Here is an 18260-nt window from a genome sequence, read left to right as displayed (position 1 = left end):
TTGCACGTAGTGTTATTTTATACCAATTTGCATATATTGTATAGGGAAATCCTATTTACTGTAATTGTGAATATGTTTTGCTACCAGGCTTTACTTAGTCGTAATGCCATTTTATTTGATACAACTTATGATTTGAGCTCACATATTGTCCTATAAAGGCTCAACTTCAAGAATTATTCCCTCAATTTTTACAACTTTACATTCTTGACCGTCACTTATTGGCGTTGACTGATTAGTTCTTGCCTTCCAAGTAGCACCTCGAAGTTTTACACTACCTTGAGGATTCACTTCTCCGTCCCCAGTAGCTATCTCTCCAATAAAATCTTCACGACCAATAGCTGGAGTACCAAAACGTGTTCTTATAAGCGAAGGTATAGCTCCAGCCATAAAAAGTAATGCCATAATTAAAATAATTACATTTCCAGAAATTGAAGTTGCAAATGCATTTTCTCTTGTTGTAGCAAAAAATATACCAACAACTAATAGTATCGAGCCTACTATTGTATAAAAACCAACACCACCTGCTTGCACATCAATTACCATTGCGAAAATACCAATAACCAAAGCAACTATTGCCCACCAATTAGTTGGCAGATATCCCAAACCATATATTGACATTATCAGACTTAATATACCCGCTATTCCAGCTACACCTACCGACGCTGCATAAAATTCAAAAGCTAATAGACATAGGCCTAAAACTAATAATCCAATAGTAAATGTAGGATTAATTAAAGCATGCGCCAAGTTCGCTATAGGCGAAAGCTTTTCAAAAGTAGGTGCTATATATAATTTGAATTTTTCACCTTTTGCTAACTTTACGTCAAGACAAGCTAAACCTTTTCCATTTGCATTAGGATCTTTTTTTGCAGCAGAAATATCTGCTTTAGAACAACCTGTATCTAGCTTTATATTATTACCAAGTCGAGGTACTTGCATTCCATCAAGATCAGCAACAAATTCTCGAAAACTGGAGGAAATGATCTTTGCATTAGATGTTTTTGCTAATTTAGCATCTGCTGCTCCAGTAAAATCAGCAGCATCTAACAGAGGTTTTAATGCTTTAGAATAAACAACACTAGCTGGGCCAACCCAAATTGCAGTGGCTAAATTAGATTTCTTCAATTTGGCTGCAACCTTCTTTATGTCGCCACCAGCAATAGCATTTGAATCGATCTTTATTATATAAAGTGTAACTCCAGATTTTTCTGACCGCTTAATAGTATCCAAAATTAAATCTTCATTTTGGACATCAAACATTCCGCTAACTTGAACGCTTGAAACTTTAATAGGGTCGATTACATTGTTAAGTTGATTAGCGTTTGCAGGGCTCGAAATTAAAATACCGCTGAAAATACAAAAAACAATTAGAAACAAGGCTATTTTTTTTGACTTTACTCCTGCGTGTTGTAACATTGTTCTAATGTCTAATACGCAAACTCCTTCATCTCGAATATCGACGTTTTCTACCAATAGCATTTCTGACATAATCACTTCCGTACCTGTTATTTTCTTCACCGGAAAAGGTGGCGTAGGTAAAACTACTTCAGCTAATTTAGTTGCTAAGACTCTCTCAAATCTTGGTGAGCGCGTACTTTTTATATCTTTATATGATGACGAATTAACAAAATCAGCATTGGGACTAGATTCAGACTCTAAATATTCACAAAAAGATATCTTTATAAGGGATAAGAATGATTTATTTGATATTTATTTTCTTACTCCATCGACTGCATTGAAAAATTATCTTGATACTAAAAAACTTGGAAGTATCACTAAACGTTTAACCAAAGCTGGGCTTTTAGACGCAGTTGCACTTATCGTACCTGGAATGCGAGAGCTTTTGTTAATAGGAGATATTCGTTCTAAAGCAGAATCTGGCAATTGGGATAGAATCATTGTTGATGCACCTTCAACAGGACATGCGCGATCGTTATTCGATATAGGAAATAGTGCAAGCCAAGCCGCCAAAAGTGGTTTAATAAATTCACAAGCTTTACGAGCTAGAGAATTTTTGAAAGATCCGACAAAATGCCAAGTGATCGTTGTCACGCTACCTAAAAAAATGGCATTAAGTGAATGTCGAGAATTCATATTTGAACTAGAAGATAATACCAATGTTTCAATATCTGGTTTAATAATTAATCAATGCGACCTATTGTCAACGTCACATAAAGATCGTATTGATGATGAATTACGAAATGTTTTTATACCAACTTTGTCAATAGCAAAAACAAAAAGACAAACTTCACTTTCGGATTCCATCGAAAATAATATTTATAAACCACAAAGCTTTTTAGATATAGTAAAGCCTGAAATAATTATTGATCCTCTTACAAAAACATGTATTGTTCTTGGAACTGGCGGCGTAGGTAAAACTACGGTTTCAAGTGCCATTGCTATATCGCGCGCAAAACAATCAACACGAGCTAGTTCCGTTTTGGAAAATAATCAAAAAGTAGCCCTGTTAACAGTAGATCCTGCAAAACGATTAGGCACAGCACTTGGACTAGACGATACCGCTTCAAGAGTTAGCTACTTAGATACTGATGATTTTAAAATAACATCAAAGGAGTTAGCCAAACTTAGCGTCTTTCAATTAGATGCAAAACAAGAATTTTTTGATTTACTTGAAAATACCTTGACCCCAGAAAATTTTGAAAAATGCAAAGTTAATTCATTTGTTCATGCAATTGCAACGATGGGGATTATTAACGAATTTATGGCTATTGAAGCTATGTACCATTTGGTTGTTGAAAATGAATTCGATTTAGTAGTCATTGACACTCCTCCATCACATACCATCTTTGATTTACTTGATGCTCCTTTAATCCTTCAAAAGGTTTTTCGTTCTCATATTTTTATTGCTCTTTCTGGAAATAATGCCGTCACAAATTTTTCTACTAATGTAGCAATGCGAACTATCTTGCGTCCTTTAAAAACTTTGGTTGGATTAGAGCTTATCGAAGATACGATTTTCTTTTTACGACTTGTTCGTGCAGTTGAAAAAGTATTTTCTAGTCATTGTGATGTTATTAGTAAATTATTAAAACTTCAATCGACTGCTTACGTAGGTGTATGTAATCCAACTTCTGTCTCTAGAGAACAGCTTTTAGTTGTAGATGAACAAATGTCCTCAAGATCTAGTCGCATTAATAATATTGTTGTTAATGGTTTTTCAAATGATTCAGATATAGAAGAGAGTGAAATTAATGATTTTGCAAAACGGGTAAATGATTTAGGTTCAAAAATAACAGTCATAAGTGAATGTGACTTAGATGATCCTTTAAAGGTCGTAACTACTATTGCTGAGCAAGTAAAATGGTCGATATGAAAATTTTAGTAGCAGCTAGTGCACAGCATATATGTGATCAAATCCAAGGTGGGCTTTCGAGTTCACAAGTTGAGGTTAAATGTGTTCATGATGGGAAGCAGGTTCGTGACGAACTGGTGAAATATCAACCCGATGTTTTGATTTGTGATATGCAAAGCGGAAATATGGGAGGTGTTGCTGTTTGTATTGATGCACGCATGGAAGCAGAAGAAGATCGAGGTCCCGACGTTGCTATTATCTTATTACTAGATCGAGAAGCAGATCGTTTGCTAGGTGAACGTGCTGACGCTGATGTATTGATAATAAAACCATTAGATATTTTTACACTAGAGAAAATTGTTTTTGAAATTGTTGAAGAACGTCAGGCTTTTAGTTCTGCAGTATTAAATGGTGAAGATTCAAGTCTTAATAACAGTTAGATATTTATGCTGCATTAATCTTATATGTATAAAATGCGCTAGTCATTCCCATTAATACCAACAGAGGAATAAGTGCAATTTTCAGATACTTATTTGAAATAGTTTCTGGAATTGATATGAATATTGGTGCCGCCAAAACAAAAAATCTTGGTGATGATGCAGCAGTATTATTTGAAAGTGCCAATAAAATAACAAATAAACTTGGAATAAATGTTGCTACTACTATTGAATTATATTTCATTTTATGAACATAAACAGTCCCGCATAGTATTAACAAAATACCTAGTAACGCATAGATTATTATTAGAGAATTATTATAAGGGAATTGAGAAGAAAATATTTGTGTCATGTTTTTATATGTACGATAGAATGGCTGCTTTGACTCATTCCAACCTTCGCGCTCTATCCTCAACCATGAGTTTGATATTTTAGTTTTTCGGTCTAGATACAATAGGAAAGCTAAAATTCCTGAAGCCGAGATAAACAACGTAGTAAGAGATTTTAAAAATACAAAAAGATATTTTTTGGTGCGCAGTAAATTAAGTTTATAAAAATCTTTATCAATCTCTGTCCAAATAATATAGATAGGTACCATTGATATAAATGGCGCAGCATTTGGTCTTGTAAAGGTTGCAAGCCCAACAAATATAGAGCTTAATAATATTCTTTTATTGCTTAAAAAGTAGAAAGCACAAACAATAAGAAATGTTGTAAGTGCTTCTGCATAAAACCAAAAGAATATGTATGAACCTGGAAAGAATGCAAATAGCATTAATGTAAGTTTTGCTTTTGATCTATCACATAAATTTAAAAGAGTTTTATACAATATATAAAAGCTTGCTAAGGTTATAATTGCGTTGAACAATAATCCTGCTGCCATGTGATTGCCCGGTAAGAGTGTGTCAAATATTCTTATAACATTTGGAAACCCAGGAAAAAATGCGTCACGATTCGCAAATATTTTTCCATCCTTGATTGGAAGTTTCGAAATATAACCATTTTTTATTATGTCAACATAGAATAAAGAGTCCCACCGAGTGAACATATTCGTAAACGATTTGTTTTGTAATCGTGAAGCAACGAAAAGTCCAGTTAATGAAGTAAATATTGATATTAGCCATATTCGAATTGCAAATATTAAAGGGTATTCTTTTTTGAAGACTATTTCATACAATTTCTTCATATGGATCTTATATTATTGTACCATTTGACATTACACCCAGAGTTCAGCAATCTGTACAGCATTAAGTGCAGCACCTTTTCGCAAATTATCTCCAGTCACCCAAATATCTAAAGTATTAGCCTGAGTTAAATCATCTCTAATTCTTCCGACATGTACAGCATCGCCACCTGCTGTTTCAAGTGGAGTAGGGAATGCACTTTCATGACCCAAATTGTTATCTAAGATGACACCTGGGGCTTTACTTAAAATATCTGCCGCCATAGAAGCATCAACAGAATCATGAAACGAAACGTTTACGCTCAGAGCATGTCCAACAAAAACTGGAACACGGACACAAGTAGCACTCACACGAATAGTATCGTCATGTAGGATTTTATGAGTTTCATAAACAAGTTTTTCTTCCTCGGACGTATAGCCTGATTCTTGAACAGAACCAGCCAAAGGTATGACATTACCAGCAATGGCTTTTGACCAGACCTCGCCACCCAACAACATTTGCGGGCTTTCGCTAGCACGAATCAATGATTGTATATCACTGTCAAAACCACGAGTTTTCCATTGGCTTTCAAGTTCATCAATACCACTTTGACCAGCACCAGATACACTCTGGTATGTTGAGACGACCATACGATCTATCTTGAACTTTTCATGTAACGGGGCAAGTGCCACCATCAGAATCATCGTCGTACAATTAGGGCAAGCTACAATGCCTTTATCAGCAAGTTCTATATCGCCAGGATTGACTTCACTGACAACTAATGGAACGTCAATATTCATTCTAAAAGCAGCAGAGTTATCAACAACTTTTGCACCAGCTTCAGCCGCCATTGGCGCAAGGGTCAGTGCGTATGGATCATCGACGTCAACTATTACAAAATCACAATCAGTAAAATCGTCAATGGTACGCGCAACTCTACAAGTAATATCACCAAATGGAGTGGTTAAGACTTTTCCCTCACTTCGTGGAGAAGCAAAAATCACTAATTCTGAAACAGGAAACTTTCTTTGCTCGAGTATAGAAATCATTTCCGTACCGACGAGTCCGGTGCCTCCAAGTATTGCAACTTTCATAATCTACCTTCCATTATCCCTTTTGTCTATATTTTGCAGGGACGGACCCTGTTAAGCATCCAATTCATAAGCAGTATGTAGCGCATTTACAGCTTGCACCATATCGTCTCTAGAAATAACACATGAAATCCGAATCGTTGATGTCGAAATCATTTGAATATTAATATTTTCACTTGCTAATGTCTCAAACATTTTTGCTGCAACTCCAGGGTTAGACTTCATACCAGCACCGACAACACTAACTCGACCGACATTATCGTTACATTTATAGTCTAAAGTCCCAATCTCAAAAGAAATATCCTCCAAAGTAGAAATAGCACGCATCTTTTCATCCTCTGGAATGGTAAATGAAATATCAGTCACGCCAGACGAAGAAACATTTTGTACAATCATATCAATATTTAAATTATCTTTACTCAAAGCACGAAATATGTTTGCCGCAACACCAGGTTTATCGGGAACCCCCTCTAATGTAAATTTCACTTCACTAATATCGTGCGTTACTGCACTAACAATTGCATCTTCCATATCTGTCTCCTGATCATATATCCACGTTCCATTTTCTGGTGAAAAACTAGAACGTACGTGAATTGGTACATCGAAATTTCTTGCAAACTCTACTGAACGTAATACTAGAACACGTCCACCTGTTGCAGAAATTTCTAACATCTCGTCAAATGAAAGCTGATCTATCTTTTTAGCTTTTGGAACGATCCGTGGATCAGCACTATATACGCCGCTTACATCTGTATATATCTCACAAGCAGTAGCTTTAAGAGCTGCAGCCAAAGCAACAGCAGTAGTGTCTGAACCACCTCGACCCAAAGTTGTAATAGATTCTTCACTTAAAGACATGCCTTGAAAACCAGCAACTACACAGACTTTATTTTCCTTTAATGCATCTACAATTCTTTTTGCCCGTATCTCAACAATCTTTGCTTTACCATGAACAGTATCTGTCAGAACACCAGCTTGAGATCCAGTAAATGAGATAGCATCAACTTTTAATTCATGTAAAGCCATGGACAATAATGCCATAGATATTCTTTCACCAGCAGTTAACAACATATCCATCTCACGACCGCGTGTTTTCTTTGTTAACTGTTTAGCTAAAAGCAATAAGTCATCTGTAGTGTCACCCATTGCACTTACGACTACAACAACACTGTGTCCACGCTGAACATTCTCGGAAATACGCTCAGCTACAGCCTTAATTCTTTCAGGAGTCCCTAGAGAAGTGCCACCAAATTTTTGTACAATAAGTCGTTCTTGAATATCTATAGGTAGCGTTAGGTTTGGGTCAAGGTTAATTTCAGTTTTTTTATACATAGAACATAATTATGCTACTAAAAATCTGTTAACTTTCGCGAAGTTATAATCAATACTCTCAAAATTTATTTGACTATAATATAGAAATGATCAAGAAAATATTATCCTTATTAATAATCACTAGTTTTATTTTTACATTTAGTGCATGCGACAGCACTAATACATCCTCGGCTGTTAAACCTACAACAACATTAAAAACTACAACGACTAAAGGCCAAACTACTAATAATACTAAGACTCAACAAGCCATCGATGGTAAAACATCATGCGGAGAAGACTATTTAGATATTAATAAAAACTGGAAAGTAACCTTCTCTACGAATTTAGGGGACTTTGTGGTTACACTCGATCCAAAAAATTCACCAATAGGTTCAGCGCATCTAGCCAGCTTGGTAAATTCTGGTTTTTATAATAATTTAACATTCCATAGAATAGTTAAAGGGTTTGTAATTCAAGGTGGAGATCCCCAAGGTAATGGATCTGGCTCATCAGATTGCTCAGTAATTTCAGAAGCACCAACAAAAGCTTATGTTAAAGGCGATTTCGCTTGGGCTAAAACAGGAGATGCACCTAATGGCTCTGCAGGGTCACAGTTCTTTATTGTTACTGACGATAGCGCTGCACAATCATTAACTAACCAGTACGGTACTGCTGGCAGTGTAACAAGCGGAATGGATATTGTAACTAAAATTGAAAATGTGAAATTAGGACAAGCTGAAACTCCAGCTGAGAAAGTTACAATAACTAAAGCTACTTTATCGGAAAGTTAAGAATTTTGATTTGTTTAGCTAGTATTCGGTTTCAAAAATGACTAACATAATTCGCCATGGGTAAATCGACAAAACGAGAACGACAAAAAGCTAACAAGATGATGAAAGATCTTGAGCGAGCAAGAATCGAAAATAGAGCTAAAAGAATTAAGGCATTTTCTATTCTTGGTGTAATACTTATATTGCCAATAGTAATAATAATTTCTATGGTTGTAAATAGCGCAACAACTCCTTCAAGTTATACAGCAAAAATTGTAGTTTCTATAGATGATAAAGAAATTGGAACAATTGATGTAAAACTCGATGAACCCAACGCTCCTAAGAGTGTCAAACGATTTATTCAGTTCTCGAGTAATGGAATTTATAATGGTGTTGAGTTTACTCAAGTAGTGAAAGACGGAAATATTAGCGCCGGTTCATTGAACGCAGATGGATCTGGTTCATATGGCAACACAGAACAAGTTGAAGGACCTCCACGAGATTTTGAATCAGGAGATTTAATATGGTCCCCAGATCCTTCACAAACACCTTTACAAGCAGGATCATCATTTACTTTCCTTACTGGAACAAAAAAATCTGAAATTTTTGGTAAAAATGGAATTAACCAAAAGACACAAGCAAACGAAGAACAAAAAGCTAGCTATAGGTTTGGATATATTGGATACATAACAAAAGGTATTGATATCGCTAGGAAAATTGAAGCTTTAGCGCCACCTCAAGAAATTGATCCAGCTACTGGTAAACCAAAAGTTGATGAAAAAGGTAATATTATTCCACCAGAGCCTAAGCCTTTAAAAGTTGCGAAAATAATTAGAATCACGGTTTACAAAGACGGAAAAGCAATTAAAGTTGGAGATTACGCAAATATCACAACAACTTCAACATCAACAACTGTTCCTAATGTGGTGACAACACCCACTCAATAACTAGACATATGGGTCATATTACCATGATAAGTTGGCATATTTTGTAATTATATATAAAGTCATATGGCGAATATGCCGAAGGATTTATATGCAGAAGAAAATAAGTCTAATATCAAATATTGTTCTATTTATTTTTTGCACTGGAACTTTTATAAGCAGTCTCGTATTTAACAAAAGTATCACTTCTATATTGGCATCAATTTGCATGACAGTATTAGTCATTAAATTACTCTCGCAATATTATTTCACAAGAACTTACTTTCAGCAAGTGACAACTCGCCCAAATTCCAGAAAACAAGATTTCGATTTAAATGAACCAGGGAATTCAAAAATTGCGATTGTATCAAATGACGAACTAGGTGCTAGTTCACATAGAGATACTGAATCGGGACTATTCGATGCAGAATTTTTTCCAGTATTTATAGAACAAAGAATCTCTGCTGCCAGAAGAACACTTCGGCCTGTATCTTTAGTTACTTTTGAAATTGATGGCTTAGATGAAGATCAAATCAGTTCTAAAGAAGAACGAACTTTTTTAATATCATCTTTAGGTGAAGTGGTTATACGAACTTTACGTGAAAGCGATTGTGCATTTAGAATTTCTGCAAATACCTTTGCTGCAGTGATGGATGATACTTCAGAAGCTGGAGCAGTATGGGCTGCAGAACGTGTACGTGGAGTATTGCACACTGGAGTTCTATCTGGAAAAGTAACAGTATGTGCTGGTGTTGCGTGTTATCCTAGCCATGCATTAGATTCAGCAGAACTTATATACACTTCAAAAGAAGCACTTAGTAATGCGAAATCTCGAGGCGACGACCAAGTAGAAATTGCATCTGTACCTTAACTCTAAAACATTGACGCTATTTCATTTGCATATTTTTCATTTACGATTTTACGCTTTAGTTTCATTGTTGGAGTCAATACATCAGAGTCAGGCAACCACTCATGATCTAAAATAAAAAATTTTCGAATTGATTCAGCCGATGAGACATGAGAGTTTGCTGTTTCAACTGCTTTTTCAACTTCAGCTTTTATACCAGCATGTTTTGATAATTCAGCAAATGTTGCATCTTTTCCACTAAGTCCATTCATACCGGCAAAAAAATCTAGAGCTTCGGGATCTAAAATAATTAAGGCACCCAAATATTTTTGCCCGTCTCCAACAACAAAAGCATTAAATATATATGGTGATGTTTTAAGGTGTGCTTCTAGGTTTGCTGGCGAGACGTTTTTTCCACCTGCAGTAATTATTAGTTCTTTTTTGCGATCAACTATTTTTAATTGACCGTCATCGAAAATACCTATATCGCCTGTATGAAACCAGCCATCACCATCTATAGCTTCGCTCGTTTTTTCTTCATCTTTTAGGTATTCACTAAAAATATTTGCGCCGCGTACTAACACTTCGCCATCATCTGCCAATGCGACTTCCTCTCCAGGTATTGGCTCGCCTACAAAGCCATTACGCTGGGCATTTGGTGACCAGGTTAATGGACCGCATGTCTCGCTTAGGCCGTATATTTCAGAGACAGGTATGCCCAAGCCTCTAAAGAATGTAAGTATTTCAACTGGCAATGGCGCTGCACCACTCACTGCCACTTTACAATTGTCTAATCCTAATAATGCTCGCCATGGGGCCAATAGCTTCGCATCCACTTGCGCAAATTCATCTAGTGTTTCTTTTGGAATATCAATTCCATTAGCTCGCATGTCAGCAATCTCTGATCCTTTGACGAGTGCTTTACCAAATTCTTCCCTCATATCTTTTGCTATGAAGGCATTGATAGTTGCATACGCTTTTTCCCATATTCTTGGTACAGCAAATAGTGCATCTGGTCTAGTTGGCCCTAAATACTGAGATACTAATGTTGCATCAGGACAACATGTTAAAGTCCAACCGAATCTCATACCTATATAGTGACTAACCATTCGTTCGGCTATATGCGCCATTGGTAAATATGAAACTACTTTATATGCATCCAAATCTAAGCCGGCAACAGTATATAGCGATTCAACAGTTGATGATATATTTCTTTGGGTTAGAGCAACACCTTTTGGTGTTCCAGTTGTTCCAGATGTATATATGATTGTTGCTAAATCATCTTGTGTTGTTGAATTTAAAGCAATTTTTTCATCGACAGGCAAAGCATTTTCCAAAAGAACTTTTAAATAGTGTATTTGGATATTAGCTGCAACAATTTTTGTTTTAATACCGCTCGAAAGTGTTTCTGGATCCTCAAGCATTATTAAATGTTTAATTCTTGGAATATCTTTTGCGATTACTGCTATTCGTTCAGCAAATGCTGGGTTTTCGACAATTATTACACTCGCTTCGCTATGTTCAATTAAATATAGTATTTGCTCTGGCGATGAGGAGTGGTAAATTGAAACTGGGGTTGCACCGTGACACATTGATCCAACGTCACAAATATGAAATGCAGGAACATTTCTTAGCAACATCATTATTCGTTCATCATCTTTAACTTCTAAATCGGTTAATGCGCTAGAAAATTTTAATGCAAGATTTTTATATTCTCCCCATGTGTATTCCCTCCAAGTATTTTGGCTATCATCTGTGACTAATTCGTAGTTACCAAATTTATCTGTATTTTGATCATCTTCATCAGTTTTAGATCGAAGCGCTATTCTTCCGGGTGTATTATTTGCGGTTGCGAAAAAATAGTCGAGTGTAGTTTTACCTTCTAATTTAGCAATTAATTCCTCTGGCGAAATTTGTGGTGTTATCGAATTTGGTGACGGTTCATATATTTGCATAAATTCATTTTCTCATTATTTACATGTTACTAAGAGGATCCTCTAGATATTTTCAACCAGCAAGTTTTGGCATATCTTTTCCTTGTTGGAGATCACCAAGCCTTTGTGAATCCACTCTTTGTGCTTCACCAGCACCAAGTTGATCAACTATTGGATCTATATGTGCATCCACATCAACAACTTTGCTGATTAGATCGTCAATGGGCATGTCCTTATATGCCCAGCCTATCCTTGTTTCTGTGATTCCGTATTGTCCAGTTATATATTTAGTGCTTTTCTTCATATTGTACAGATTTAGTGCCCTTAGGCAAGGTAATCCACAAAGTTATCCACAATTTTTTACACAGTAATATATTATGGATTTAAGAAATTATATTTTATTGATATGTGTCTAATACGTAGTAATATAAACTATTTACGACCATTTACCCTATGAGCCAAGAGCCATGTTGAATCAGAACGAATAGGCTTGATCAAAGTTGGATCCCCATTAAAACGGTCTTTTGATCTAACATATGAAGACATCAACCTATAGTTCTCCACAGTATTATCCACAACTAAGTTGGTATCTTGTGGATTATTATCAAGAATACCTAAAAACCAAGAAGAAATGCTTGATGATAGGGCAGCAATTTCATATTTAGAAGGATTTCCAGTCATTGAAACAATTCGGAGATCTCCGTTCTTAGCATCGGTCATAATGGTAATATCTCATGTTTTCTAAAAACATTTACTGCTTTCTTGCCTTTTAACATAGCAAATGACGAACTAACTTTAGAACGTACCTCATTTGGAGCAATAACATCATCAATTAAACCGCGCTCTGCTGCCAAAAATGGGTTTGCAAATTTTTCATCATAATCTTTAACCAACTCACGATTTTTTGCTATAAACTCAGGTGAACCTTTTTCAAACATCTCTAAATCGCGCCGAGAAATAATATCAACCGCAGATTGAGCATGCATAACAGCAATCTCTGCCACAGGCAATGCAAAACTAACATCCGCACCTAAAGATTTAGAACCCATAACAACAAAAGCACCACCATATGCACGGCGGGTAACTACCTGAACCATAGGAACACTAGCTTCAGCAAATGCATATAGTAATTTTGCGCCATGACGAATAATTCCACTTCTTTCCTGATCAACACCAGGAATAAAGCCAGAAACATCCACCAAGGTTAAAATAGGTATATTAAAAGCATCACAAGTACGAACGAACCTTGCAGCCTTTTCACAAGCATCAACATCCAAAGCACCTGAGTAAACGCTTGGCTGATTTGCAACAATACCTATTGGCTCAGAATTAATCCTTGAAAATCCGCAGACAATATTTGGTGCAAAAGCACCAGAGATTTCAAAAAATTCATCAGTATCACAAACAGTATCAATTATTTCACGTACATCATAAATACCTAAATCATCAAGTTGCATCAATTCAAAAATATCATCATTACGTTGTTTAGAGCGTTTTTTTCCCTTGTTTTCTTGACTCTTAGCTTGTTCTGTAATAAATCCACCAGAGGAACCATTATTAGAAGGAAGAAACTCTAATAGCTCTCGAAGTTTTAAAAACAATTCTTTCTCGTCCTTACAAACAACATGGGCAACTCCAGATTTAGAAGAATGTGTTTTAGCACCACCCAACTCTTCTTGAGTAACTTCTTCACCAGTTACAGCTTTAACAACATCTGGTCCCGTTATAAACATATGCGATGTACCTTCGACCATAATCACAAAATCTGTAAGCGCAGGTGAATATACGGCACCTCCGGCACAGGGACCTGCTATCACTGAAATTTGTGGGACAACACCAGAATATTTAACATTACGCAAAAAGATATCGCCATAACCTGCCAGAGCAGCTACACCTTCTTGAATACGTGCACCGCCACCATCATTAATACCAATTATTGGTGCACCAACACTGGCTGCTAAATCCATAACTTTTACAATTTTTTCTGCTACACGCGCTCCTAGTGAACCACCCAATACTGTAAAGTCTTGAGAATAAATAAAAATCTTTTTACCTTGAACATAACCCCATCCAGTAATAACACCATCAGTTAGAGGTCTAGTATTTTCAATACCAAAGCCAGTAGCACGATGTCGCGCCAATTGATCTAATTCCACAAAGGAGCCGCTATCAACGAGTGCTTCAATTCGCTCGCGAGCAGTAAGTTTTCCACGTGAATGTTGTCGCTCAACTGCCTCTTTTGAACCAGCATTATTTGCCTGGTTTCGTAATTCAACAAGTTTTATTAAAAGGTCATCTTTTTTCATTACTTAATATTGTAGACTGCAAATATGATTTTCTCATCTTTAACTGCAACATTTAGTTCACTCTTGTTAGTGGCACTACCATTCTTAGCTGATACAGATTTTAGCTATGAATCGAGTTCTTCAGACACCGGGGCTGGAATAGCTATTGGCCTATTTTGCATCATGTTAATATGTGGCTTAGTAGTAGCTGTATTCTTAATCCTCATACCATTGATGAAAATTTTCACTAAAGCAGGACAACCAGGCTGGATGGCCTTTGTACCGATTTTAAACAGTATTGTTATCGCACATATAGTTGGAAGAGATTGGTGGTGGGGTGTTTTACCAATACTAAACATTATCACCACATTTGAATTAGCAAAAGCATTTGGGAAAAGCGAAGGATACGGCATTGGGCTAGTTCTACTTCCATATGTGTTTGTACCAATGCTTGGCTTCAGTGATGCGCAATACCAGCTACCTCCTCGATCACCATTGTTCTAATTTTTTGATAAATTGTTAATTCGTAGACTAAAAATTAAGTTTTTAGTATCACTATTATTATCTTTGATTTTATTAATAACTATATTTTCAACACCGGTTTTCGCTTCTAATGATTCAGATCAAGCAAGACAGAGCGCTAAAGAGATTCTTAAGCAAAAGAAATTTTCAAATCAAAAAAATGATGCACCGCTTTCTAAAGACTTTAAAAGACTTAGTGATTGGCTTGGAGAAAATAAAGGTTCACAAAAAAGAATATCTACAGAAAAAAGAATACAACAGACCCAACAACAATCAAAACCATCTAATTTATCTTTACCAAATTTAAGTGGTGTTGGAACAATATTATTAATAATCATAATTGCGCTTGTAGTAGGAGCCATTGGTTTTTTTGTAGTAAAAATCATATCGCGCAAGAAGATAAAAAAGAAAGAGAAAGTTAAGGAAGATGAACTTAATGAAGATATCGAATGGGATGATGAAGAAAATATATTAAAAACAATCGATGATGCTGATGTATTAGATAATCTTGCTGACAAAGCATTAGCTGAAGGTAAATATGATATTGCACTTCGATATCGATTTAGAGCTGGATTACTTAGACTAGACAAGATAGATGCAATATCATTTCACCCAAGCATTACAAATAATAACTACCAACTAATTTTAAATAACGTCACTTTTAACTCTTTAGTTAAATCATTTAACGATGTGACCTATGGAAAAGTATCATGTGATTTAATTATTAATGATACAGCAAGAAAATCCTGGATCATTTTGTTACAAGAAAAATCTAACATTGAAATTGCTTCAAGCGATAAGACTAGCGGTAATTAAATTGAGACGTATATTTCCGCTTAGACCGATCCAAATACTTGATACTGCGTTTATACTGAGTAAAAAATCTTTTATAAAATTATTTCTACTTTCCTTTGCTTTCATACTTCCATTCCAAATCATTGCTTGGAGTATTGAAGTAACGGCCGCCAATGCATCGAATGATATCTCTGGAAGAACATCACTTCTAGCAGCAATATTTCAATGTTTTATTGTTGGCGCTGCACTCGTTTTTACTTCGAATGTATTTGCTTCAAAGGTTTCTAAAATATATTGTAAAGAATATATTGGAAAAGAATATCCAGCAGTATTCAAGATCGACAGATTAAAAATATTTTTGATCCAATTTTCTTACCAAATCATAATATTAGTGGCTTGTATATTAACTAGGTTCTTCCTCGGAAAATTATTCGCTAATTCAACAGCTAATAAATTGTCAGCATTTTTACTTATACTTTTTGTTGGTATTTGGTCATGGTTAACATTGAGAAAAAGCTTTGCTATTCAGATTTCTGTAAATGAACAAATAGTTGGTAAAGATCTTAAAGCGCGAACAAAAATTCTTAATAAATATAGTTCAGGAACATTATTAGGAACATTTAGCTATTGTTGGCTACTAGTAATCATTTTAGCAATTCCAATGTTGGGAAGCTTAAATTATTTAATTTCAAAAGATTTTATCCGCGGTCAAATAGGCCAACTCGCGATGCTTAATATTATTTTTTCATTTATTGTTTCATTTATTTGTGTAATTTATTCTTTTATTCTCGTTATAAACTATTTCAATGCAAGAGTAGAACATGAAGGCTTTGATATAGCACTTAGCATTAATGAGATAGAACAAGAAGGGAGTACTCGTGGAAAATTACTCAACATTAACAAGGGATAAATCCTTCCAAAAAAGAACATTTAAATATATTCTCTTTTCAACTTTATTATTAGTAACAATATATGGTGCAATATTTATTGCAGAGAATTACTTTGCATCAAATGCCCCAAGTGGGGACAATGGTTCAAGTTTTGCAACAATAGCAAACGGAACAAATGCTTGGAGCCAACTTCTAGAAAAATCTGGATATGAAGTAGTTAGAGATAAGGGTTCAGTGACATTTCCGGTTTTAGATAACATTGATACATATTCAAGCAATAGCGACTTGTTAGATTTAAAACGTGAAACATCAATAGTAGTCATATTGGGTGGATCGCTTCCAGATACGGAACTTAAACAAGTAGAAAAGTTTGTTAGTAGCGGAGGACGCCTTATAACAGATAATCCTGATATTTTGTATTCAATTTTTAATGATAAAATAGAAATAAGTCTAGATGGATCTAAATCACAAGAGATCAGTGATTCGAAAATTAATGGAACAGAAGATATTAATAAACTTGAGGGATCAGGAGTAGGAGAGATTGCTTTTTCCAACAGTTTAAATGCACAGGCGCTAATTCAATCTTCAAATACACCACAGAGATCAGATAGATTTGGTAATTATTCAATTTCGGCAATGATTCAATTAGGTAAGGGCGATGTCATAGCTTTAATTGATACTGGTGTTGTATCAAATGAGGGAATTGTTCGAGCCGACAATGCGCTATTATCAATAAAAATAGCAGGCCAAACAGGAAATAAAGTTACCTTTGCAGAAGGTATACATGGTTTTTCAAGCGCTAAAGGATTTAATGCCATGCCACAATCTTGGAAGATATCAATCCTGGGATTGATTGCTGCTTTCATAATTTTTGGAAGCTCGAGAGCAAGACGTTTTGGTGTGGGTGAAGAACCACCAAGAAGTTTAGGACCCCGAAGAATTCAATTTGCACACGCGCTCGCACTAGCAATGAAAAAATCAAAATAGTTAGAGTTAATTACTAGAAAAGGAAAAATATGAAACAGCTAAGAGACAGAATCATAAATGAAGTAAATAAAGTAGTGGTCGGACAAAATAGTGTTATTGACTCATGTATTATTGCATTAAGTGTTGGCGGCCATGTTTTACTTGAAGGTGCACCTGGGACTGCAAAGACCCTAGTTGCTCAAGCATTTGCTAAGACGCTCGGATTGGATTTTAAAAGAAGTCAATTTACACCCGATATGCTTCCAAGTGATGTAACAGGAACTACCACATTAAAACCAGGGGCAAGCGGCAATTACGATCTTGCGTTTAGACCTGGGCCTATATTTACAAATATATTTTTGGCAGATGAGATAAATCGTACTCCACCTAAAACTCAAGCAGCTTTATTAGAAGCCATGCAAGAGCAACAAGTTAGTGCTGATGGAGTTACACATCGTCTACCTGAACCATTTCTTGTAATTGCTACTCAAAACCCTATTGAATATGAAGGTACTTACCCACTTCCAGAAGCTCAGATTGATCGTTTTGCATTAAAAATAAACGTTGGGTATCCAACCCCTGATCTAGAAAAAGAAATGTTAAGAATTAAACATACGGGAATTTCTCCATCGACTTTAAACGATATTGTACCTGTTGGAAACAGTGAAGAGATATTGGGTATAAAACAAAAAGTTGATTCAATAGTTGTAAGTGAAGAAGTTATTTCTTATGTTAGTAATATTGTACGAACAACTCGCGATATGCCCGCGTTACAACTCGGAGCTTCACCAAGAGCCGCCGTTACTCTTCTTGCATGTGCAAAAGCTATTGCTTGTCTATTTGAAAGAGAATACGTAACACCTGATGATGTAACTTTCATTGCACCATCAGTTTTGCGACATAGATTAATACTTTCACCAGAAGCAGAATTAGAAAGAGTTTCTACCGATAACATTATTTCTCAAGTACTCTCAAGTGTTGTAGTTCCTAGGTAACGTTTTGTATTCTGTACA

The 18260-nt window shown here is 35.6% G+C and carries 18 protein-coding genes; 10 read left to right on the top strand and 8 right to left on the bottom strand.

Translation table 11 applies throughout. The features are described 5' to 3' along the window. Positions 1 to 150 precede the first annotated feature (150 nt). Complete coding sequence (locus KBF89_03875; GenBank protein MBP9115459.1) at positions 151 to 1488, bottom strand: hypothetical protein; 1338 nt, start codon at positions 1486 to 1488, stop codon at positions 151 to 153. Here KBF89_03875 and KBF89_03870 point away from each other — a divergent pair. Both KBF89_03870 and KBF89_03865 read left to right on the top strand, forming a co-directional pair. Next, positions 1424 to 3334, top strand: a complete 1911-nt coding sequence (locus KBF89_03870; GenBank protein ID MBP9115458.1) for a hypothetical protein — start codon at positions 1424 to 1426, stop codon at positions 3332 to 3334. The two genes, KBF89_03875 and KBF89_03870, sit on opposite strands and share 65 nt — an antisense overlap. Continuing rightward, a complete protein-coding gene (locus tag KBF89_03865) occupies positions 3331 to 3753 on the top strand; it encodes a response regulator transcription factor (protein ID MBP9115457.1) in 423 nt (140 codons plus the stop codon). Before KBF89_03870 ends, KBF89_03865 begins: the two co-directional genes overlap by 4 nt. A gap of 4 nt (positions 3754 to 3757) precedes the next feature. Here KBF89_03865 and KBF89_03860 read toward each other — a convergent pair whose 3' ends face one another. From KBF89_03860 to KBF89_03850, 3 genes are read right to left on the bottom strand one after another with little or no spacing between them, the layout of a single operon-like run. Next, positions 3758 to 4936: a hypothetical protein gene (locus KBF89_03860; GenBank protein ID MBP9115456.1), complete on the bottom strand. Its 1179-nt coding sequence runs from the start codon at positions 4934 to 4936 to the stop codon at positions 3758 to 3760. Between the two features lie 30 nt (positions 4937 to 4966). After that, entirely contained in the window at positions 4967 to 6007 is a 1041-nt protein-coding gene (locus tag KBF89_03855; protein MBP9115455.1) for an aspartate-semialdehyde dehydrogenase, read from the bottom strand. A 51-nt stretch (positions 6008 to 6058) separates the two neighbouring features. After that, entirely contained in the window at positions 6059 to 7336 is a 1278-nt protein-coding gene (locus KBF89_03850; protein MBP9115454.1) for an aspartate kinase, read from the bottom strand. 86 nt (positions 7337 to 7422) lie between these two features. On the opposite strand from KBF89_03850, the gene KBF89_03845 reads away from it, so the two are divergent. The 3 genes from KBF89_03845 (at position 7423) to KBF89_03835 (ending at position 9879) form a co-directional block, all read left to right on the top strand. After that, positions 7423 to 8106: a peptidylprolyl isomerase gene (locus KBF89_03845; GenBank protein ID MBP9115453.1), complete on the top strand. Its 684-nt coding sequence runs from the start codon at positions 7423 to 7425 to the stop codon at positions 8104 to 8106. Positions 8107 to 8162: 56 nt separating this feature from the next. After that, the gene (locus tag KBF89_03840) at positions 8163 to 9032 is read left to right on the top strand and encodes a peptidylprolyl isomerase (GenBank protein ID MBP9115452.1); all 870 of its coding nucleotides are present in this window, start codon (positions 8163 to 8165) and stop codon (positions 9030 to 9032) included. Positions 9033 to 9300: 268 nt separating this feature from the next. Next, positions 9301 to 9879 carry a GGDEF domain-containing protein gene (locus tag KBF89_03835; protein MBP9115451.1) on the top strand — a complete coding sequence of 193 codons (579 nt, stop codon included), beginning with the start codon at positions 9301 to 9303 and terminating at the stop codon, positions 9877 to 9879. A 2-nt stretch (positions 9880 to 9881) separates the two neighbouring features. Here the strand turns inward: KBF89_03835 and KBF89_03830 are convergent, their stop codons facing one another. The 4 genes from KBF89_03830 to KBF89_03815 all read right to left on the bottom strand — a co-directional run bounded on the left by KBF89_03830 (position 9882) and on the right by KBF89_03815 (position 14095). Then, positions 9882 to 11810 (bottom strand): AMP-binding protein, encoded by a 1929-nt coding sequence (locus KBF89_03830; protein MBP9115450.1) that lies wholly within the window; start codon positions 11808 to 11810, stop codon positions 9882 to 9884. 52 nt (positions 11811 to 11862) lie between these two features. Next, positions 11863 to 12093, bottom strand: a complete 231-nt coding sequence (locus KBF89_03825; protein MBP9115449.1) for a hypothetical protein — start codon at positions 12091 to 12093, stop codon at positions 11863 to 11865. 128 nt (positions 12094 to 12221) lie between these two features. Then, a complete protein-coding gene (locus tag KBF89_03820) occupies positions 12222 to 12509 on the bottom strand; it encodes a hypothetical protein (GenBank protein ID MBP9115448.1) in 288 nt (95 codons plus the stop codon). Then, positions 12506 to 14095, bottom strand: a complete 1590-nt coding sequence (locus KBF89_03815; protein ID MBP9115447.1) for an acyl-CoA carboxylase subunit beta — start codon at positions 14093 to 14095, stop codon at positions 12506 to 12508. The genes KBF89_03820 and KBF89_03815 overlap by 4 nt, the downstream gene beginning before the upstream one ends. Positions 14096 to 14257: 162 nt before the next feature. Between KBF89_03815 and KBF89_03810 the strand changes: the two genes are divergently transcribed. From KBF89_03810 to KBF89_03790, 5 genes are all read left to right on the top strand, one after another. Beyond that, positions 14258 to 14578: a signal peptidase I gene (locus KBF89_03810; protein MBP9115446.1), complete on the top strand. Its 321-nt coding sequence runs from the start codon at positions 14258 to 14260 to the stop codon at positions 14576 to 14578. Between the two features lie 63 nt (positions 14579 to 14641). Further along, a complete protein-coding gene (locus KBF89_03805; GenBank protein MBP9115445.1) occupies positions 14642 to 15412 on the top strand; it encodes a hypothetical protein in 771 nt (256 codons plus the stop codon). Between the two features lies 1 nt (position 15413). Further along, positions 15414 to 16301, top strand: a complete 888-nt coding sequence (locus KBF89_03800) for a hypothetical protein (GenBank protein ID MBP9115444.1) — start codon at positions 15414 to 15416, stop codon at positions 16299 to 16301. Beyond that, positions 16270 to 17268: a DUF4350 domain-containing protein gene (locus tag KBF89_03795; protein MBP9115443.1), complete on the top strand. Its 999-nt coding sequence runs from the start codon at positions 16270 to 16272 to the stop codon at positions 17266 to 17268. The genes KBF89_03800 and KBF89_03795 overlap by 32 nt, the downstream gene beginning before the upstream one ends. A 29-nt stretch (positions 17269 to 17297) precedes the next feature. Next, the gene (locus tag KBF89_03790; GenBank protein MBP9115442.1) at positions 17298 to 18242 is read left to right on the top strand and encodes a MoxR family ATPase; all 945 of its coding nucleotides are present in this window, start codon (positions 17298 to 17300) and stop codon (positions 18240 to 18242) included. The last annotated feature ends 18 nt before the right edge of the window (positions 18243 to 18260 follow it).

The organism is Acidimicrobiia bacterium, assembly GCA_018057765.1.
In the GTDB taxonomy this organism is placed as follows: Bacteria; Actinomycetota; Acidimicrobiia; order IMCC26256; family JAGPDB01; genus JAGPDB01.
The sequence above is the reverse complement of the archived record's forward strand: the minus strand, read 5'-3'. Positions and strand labels throughout refer to the sequence as shown.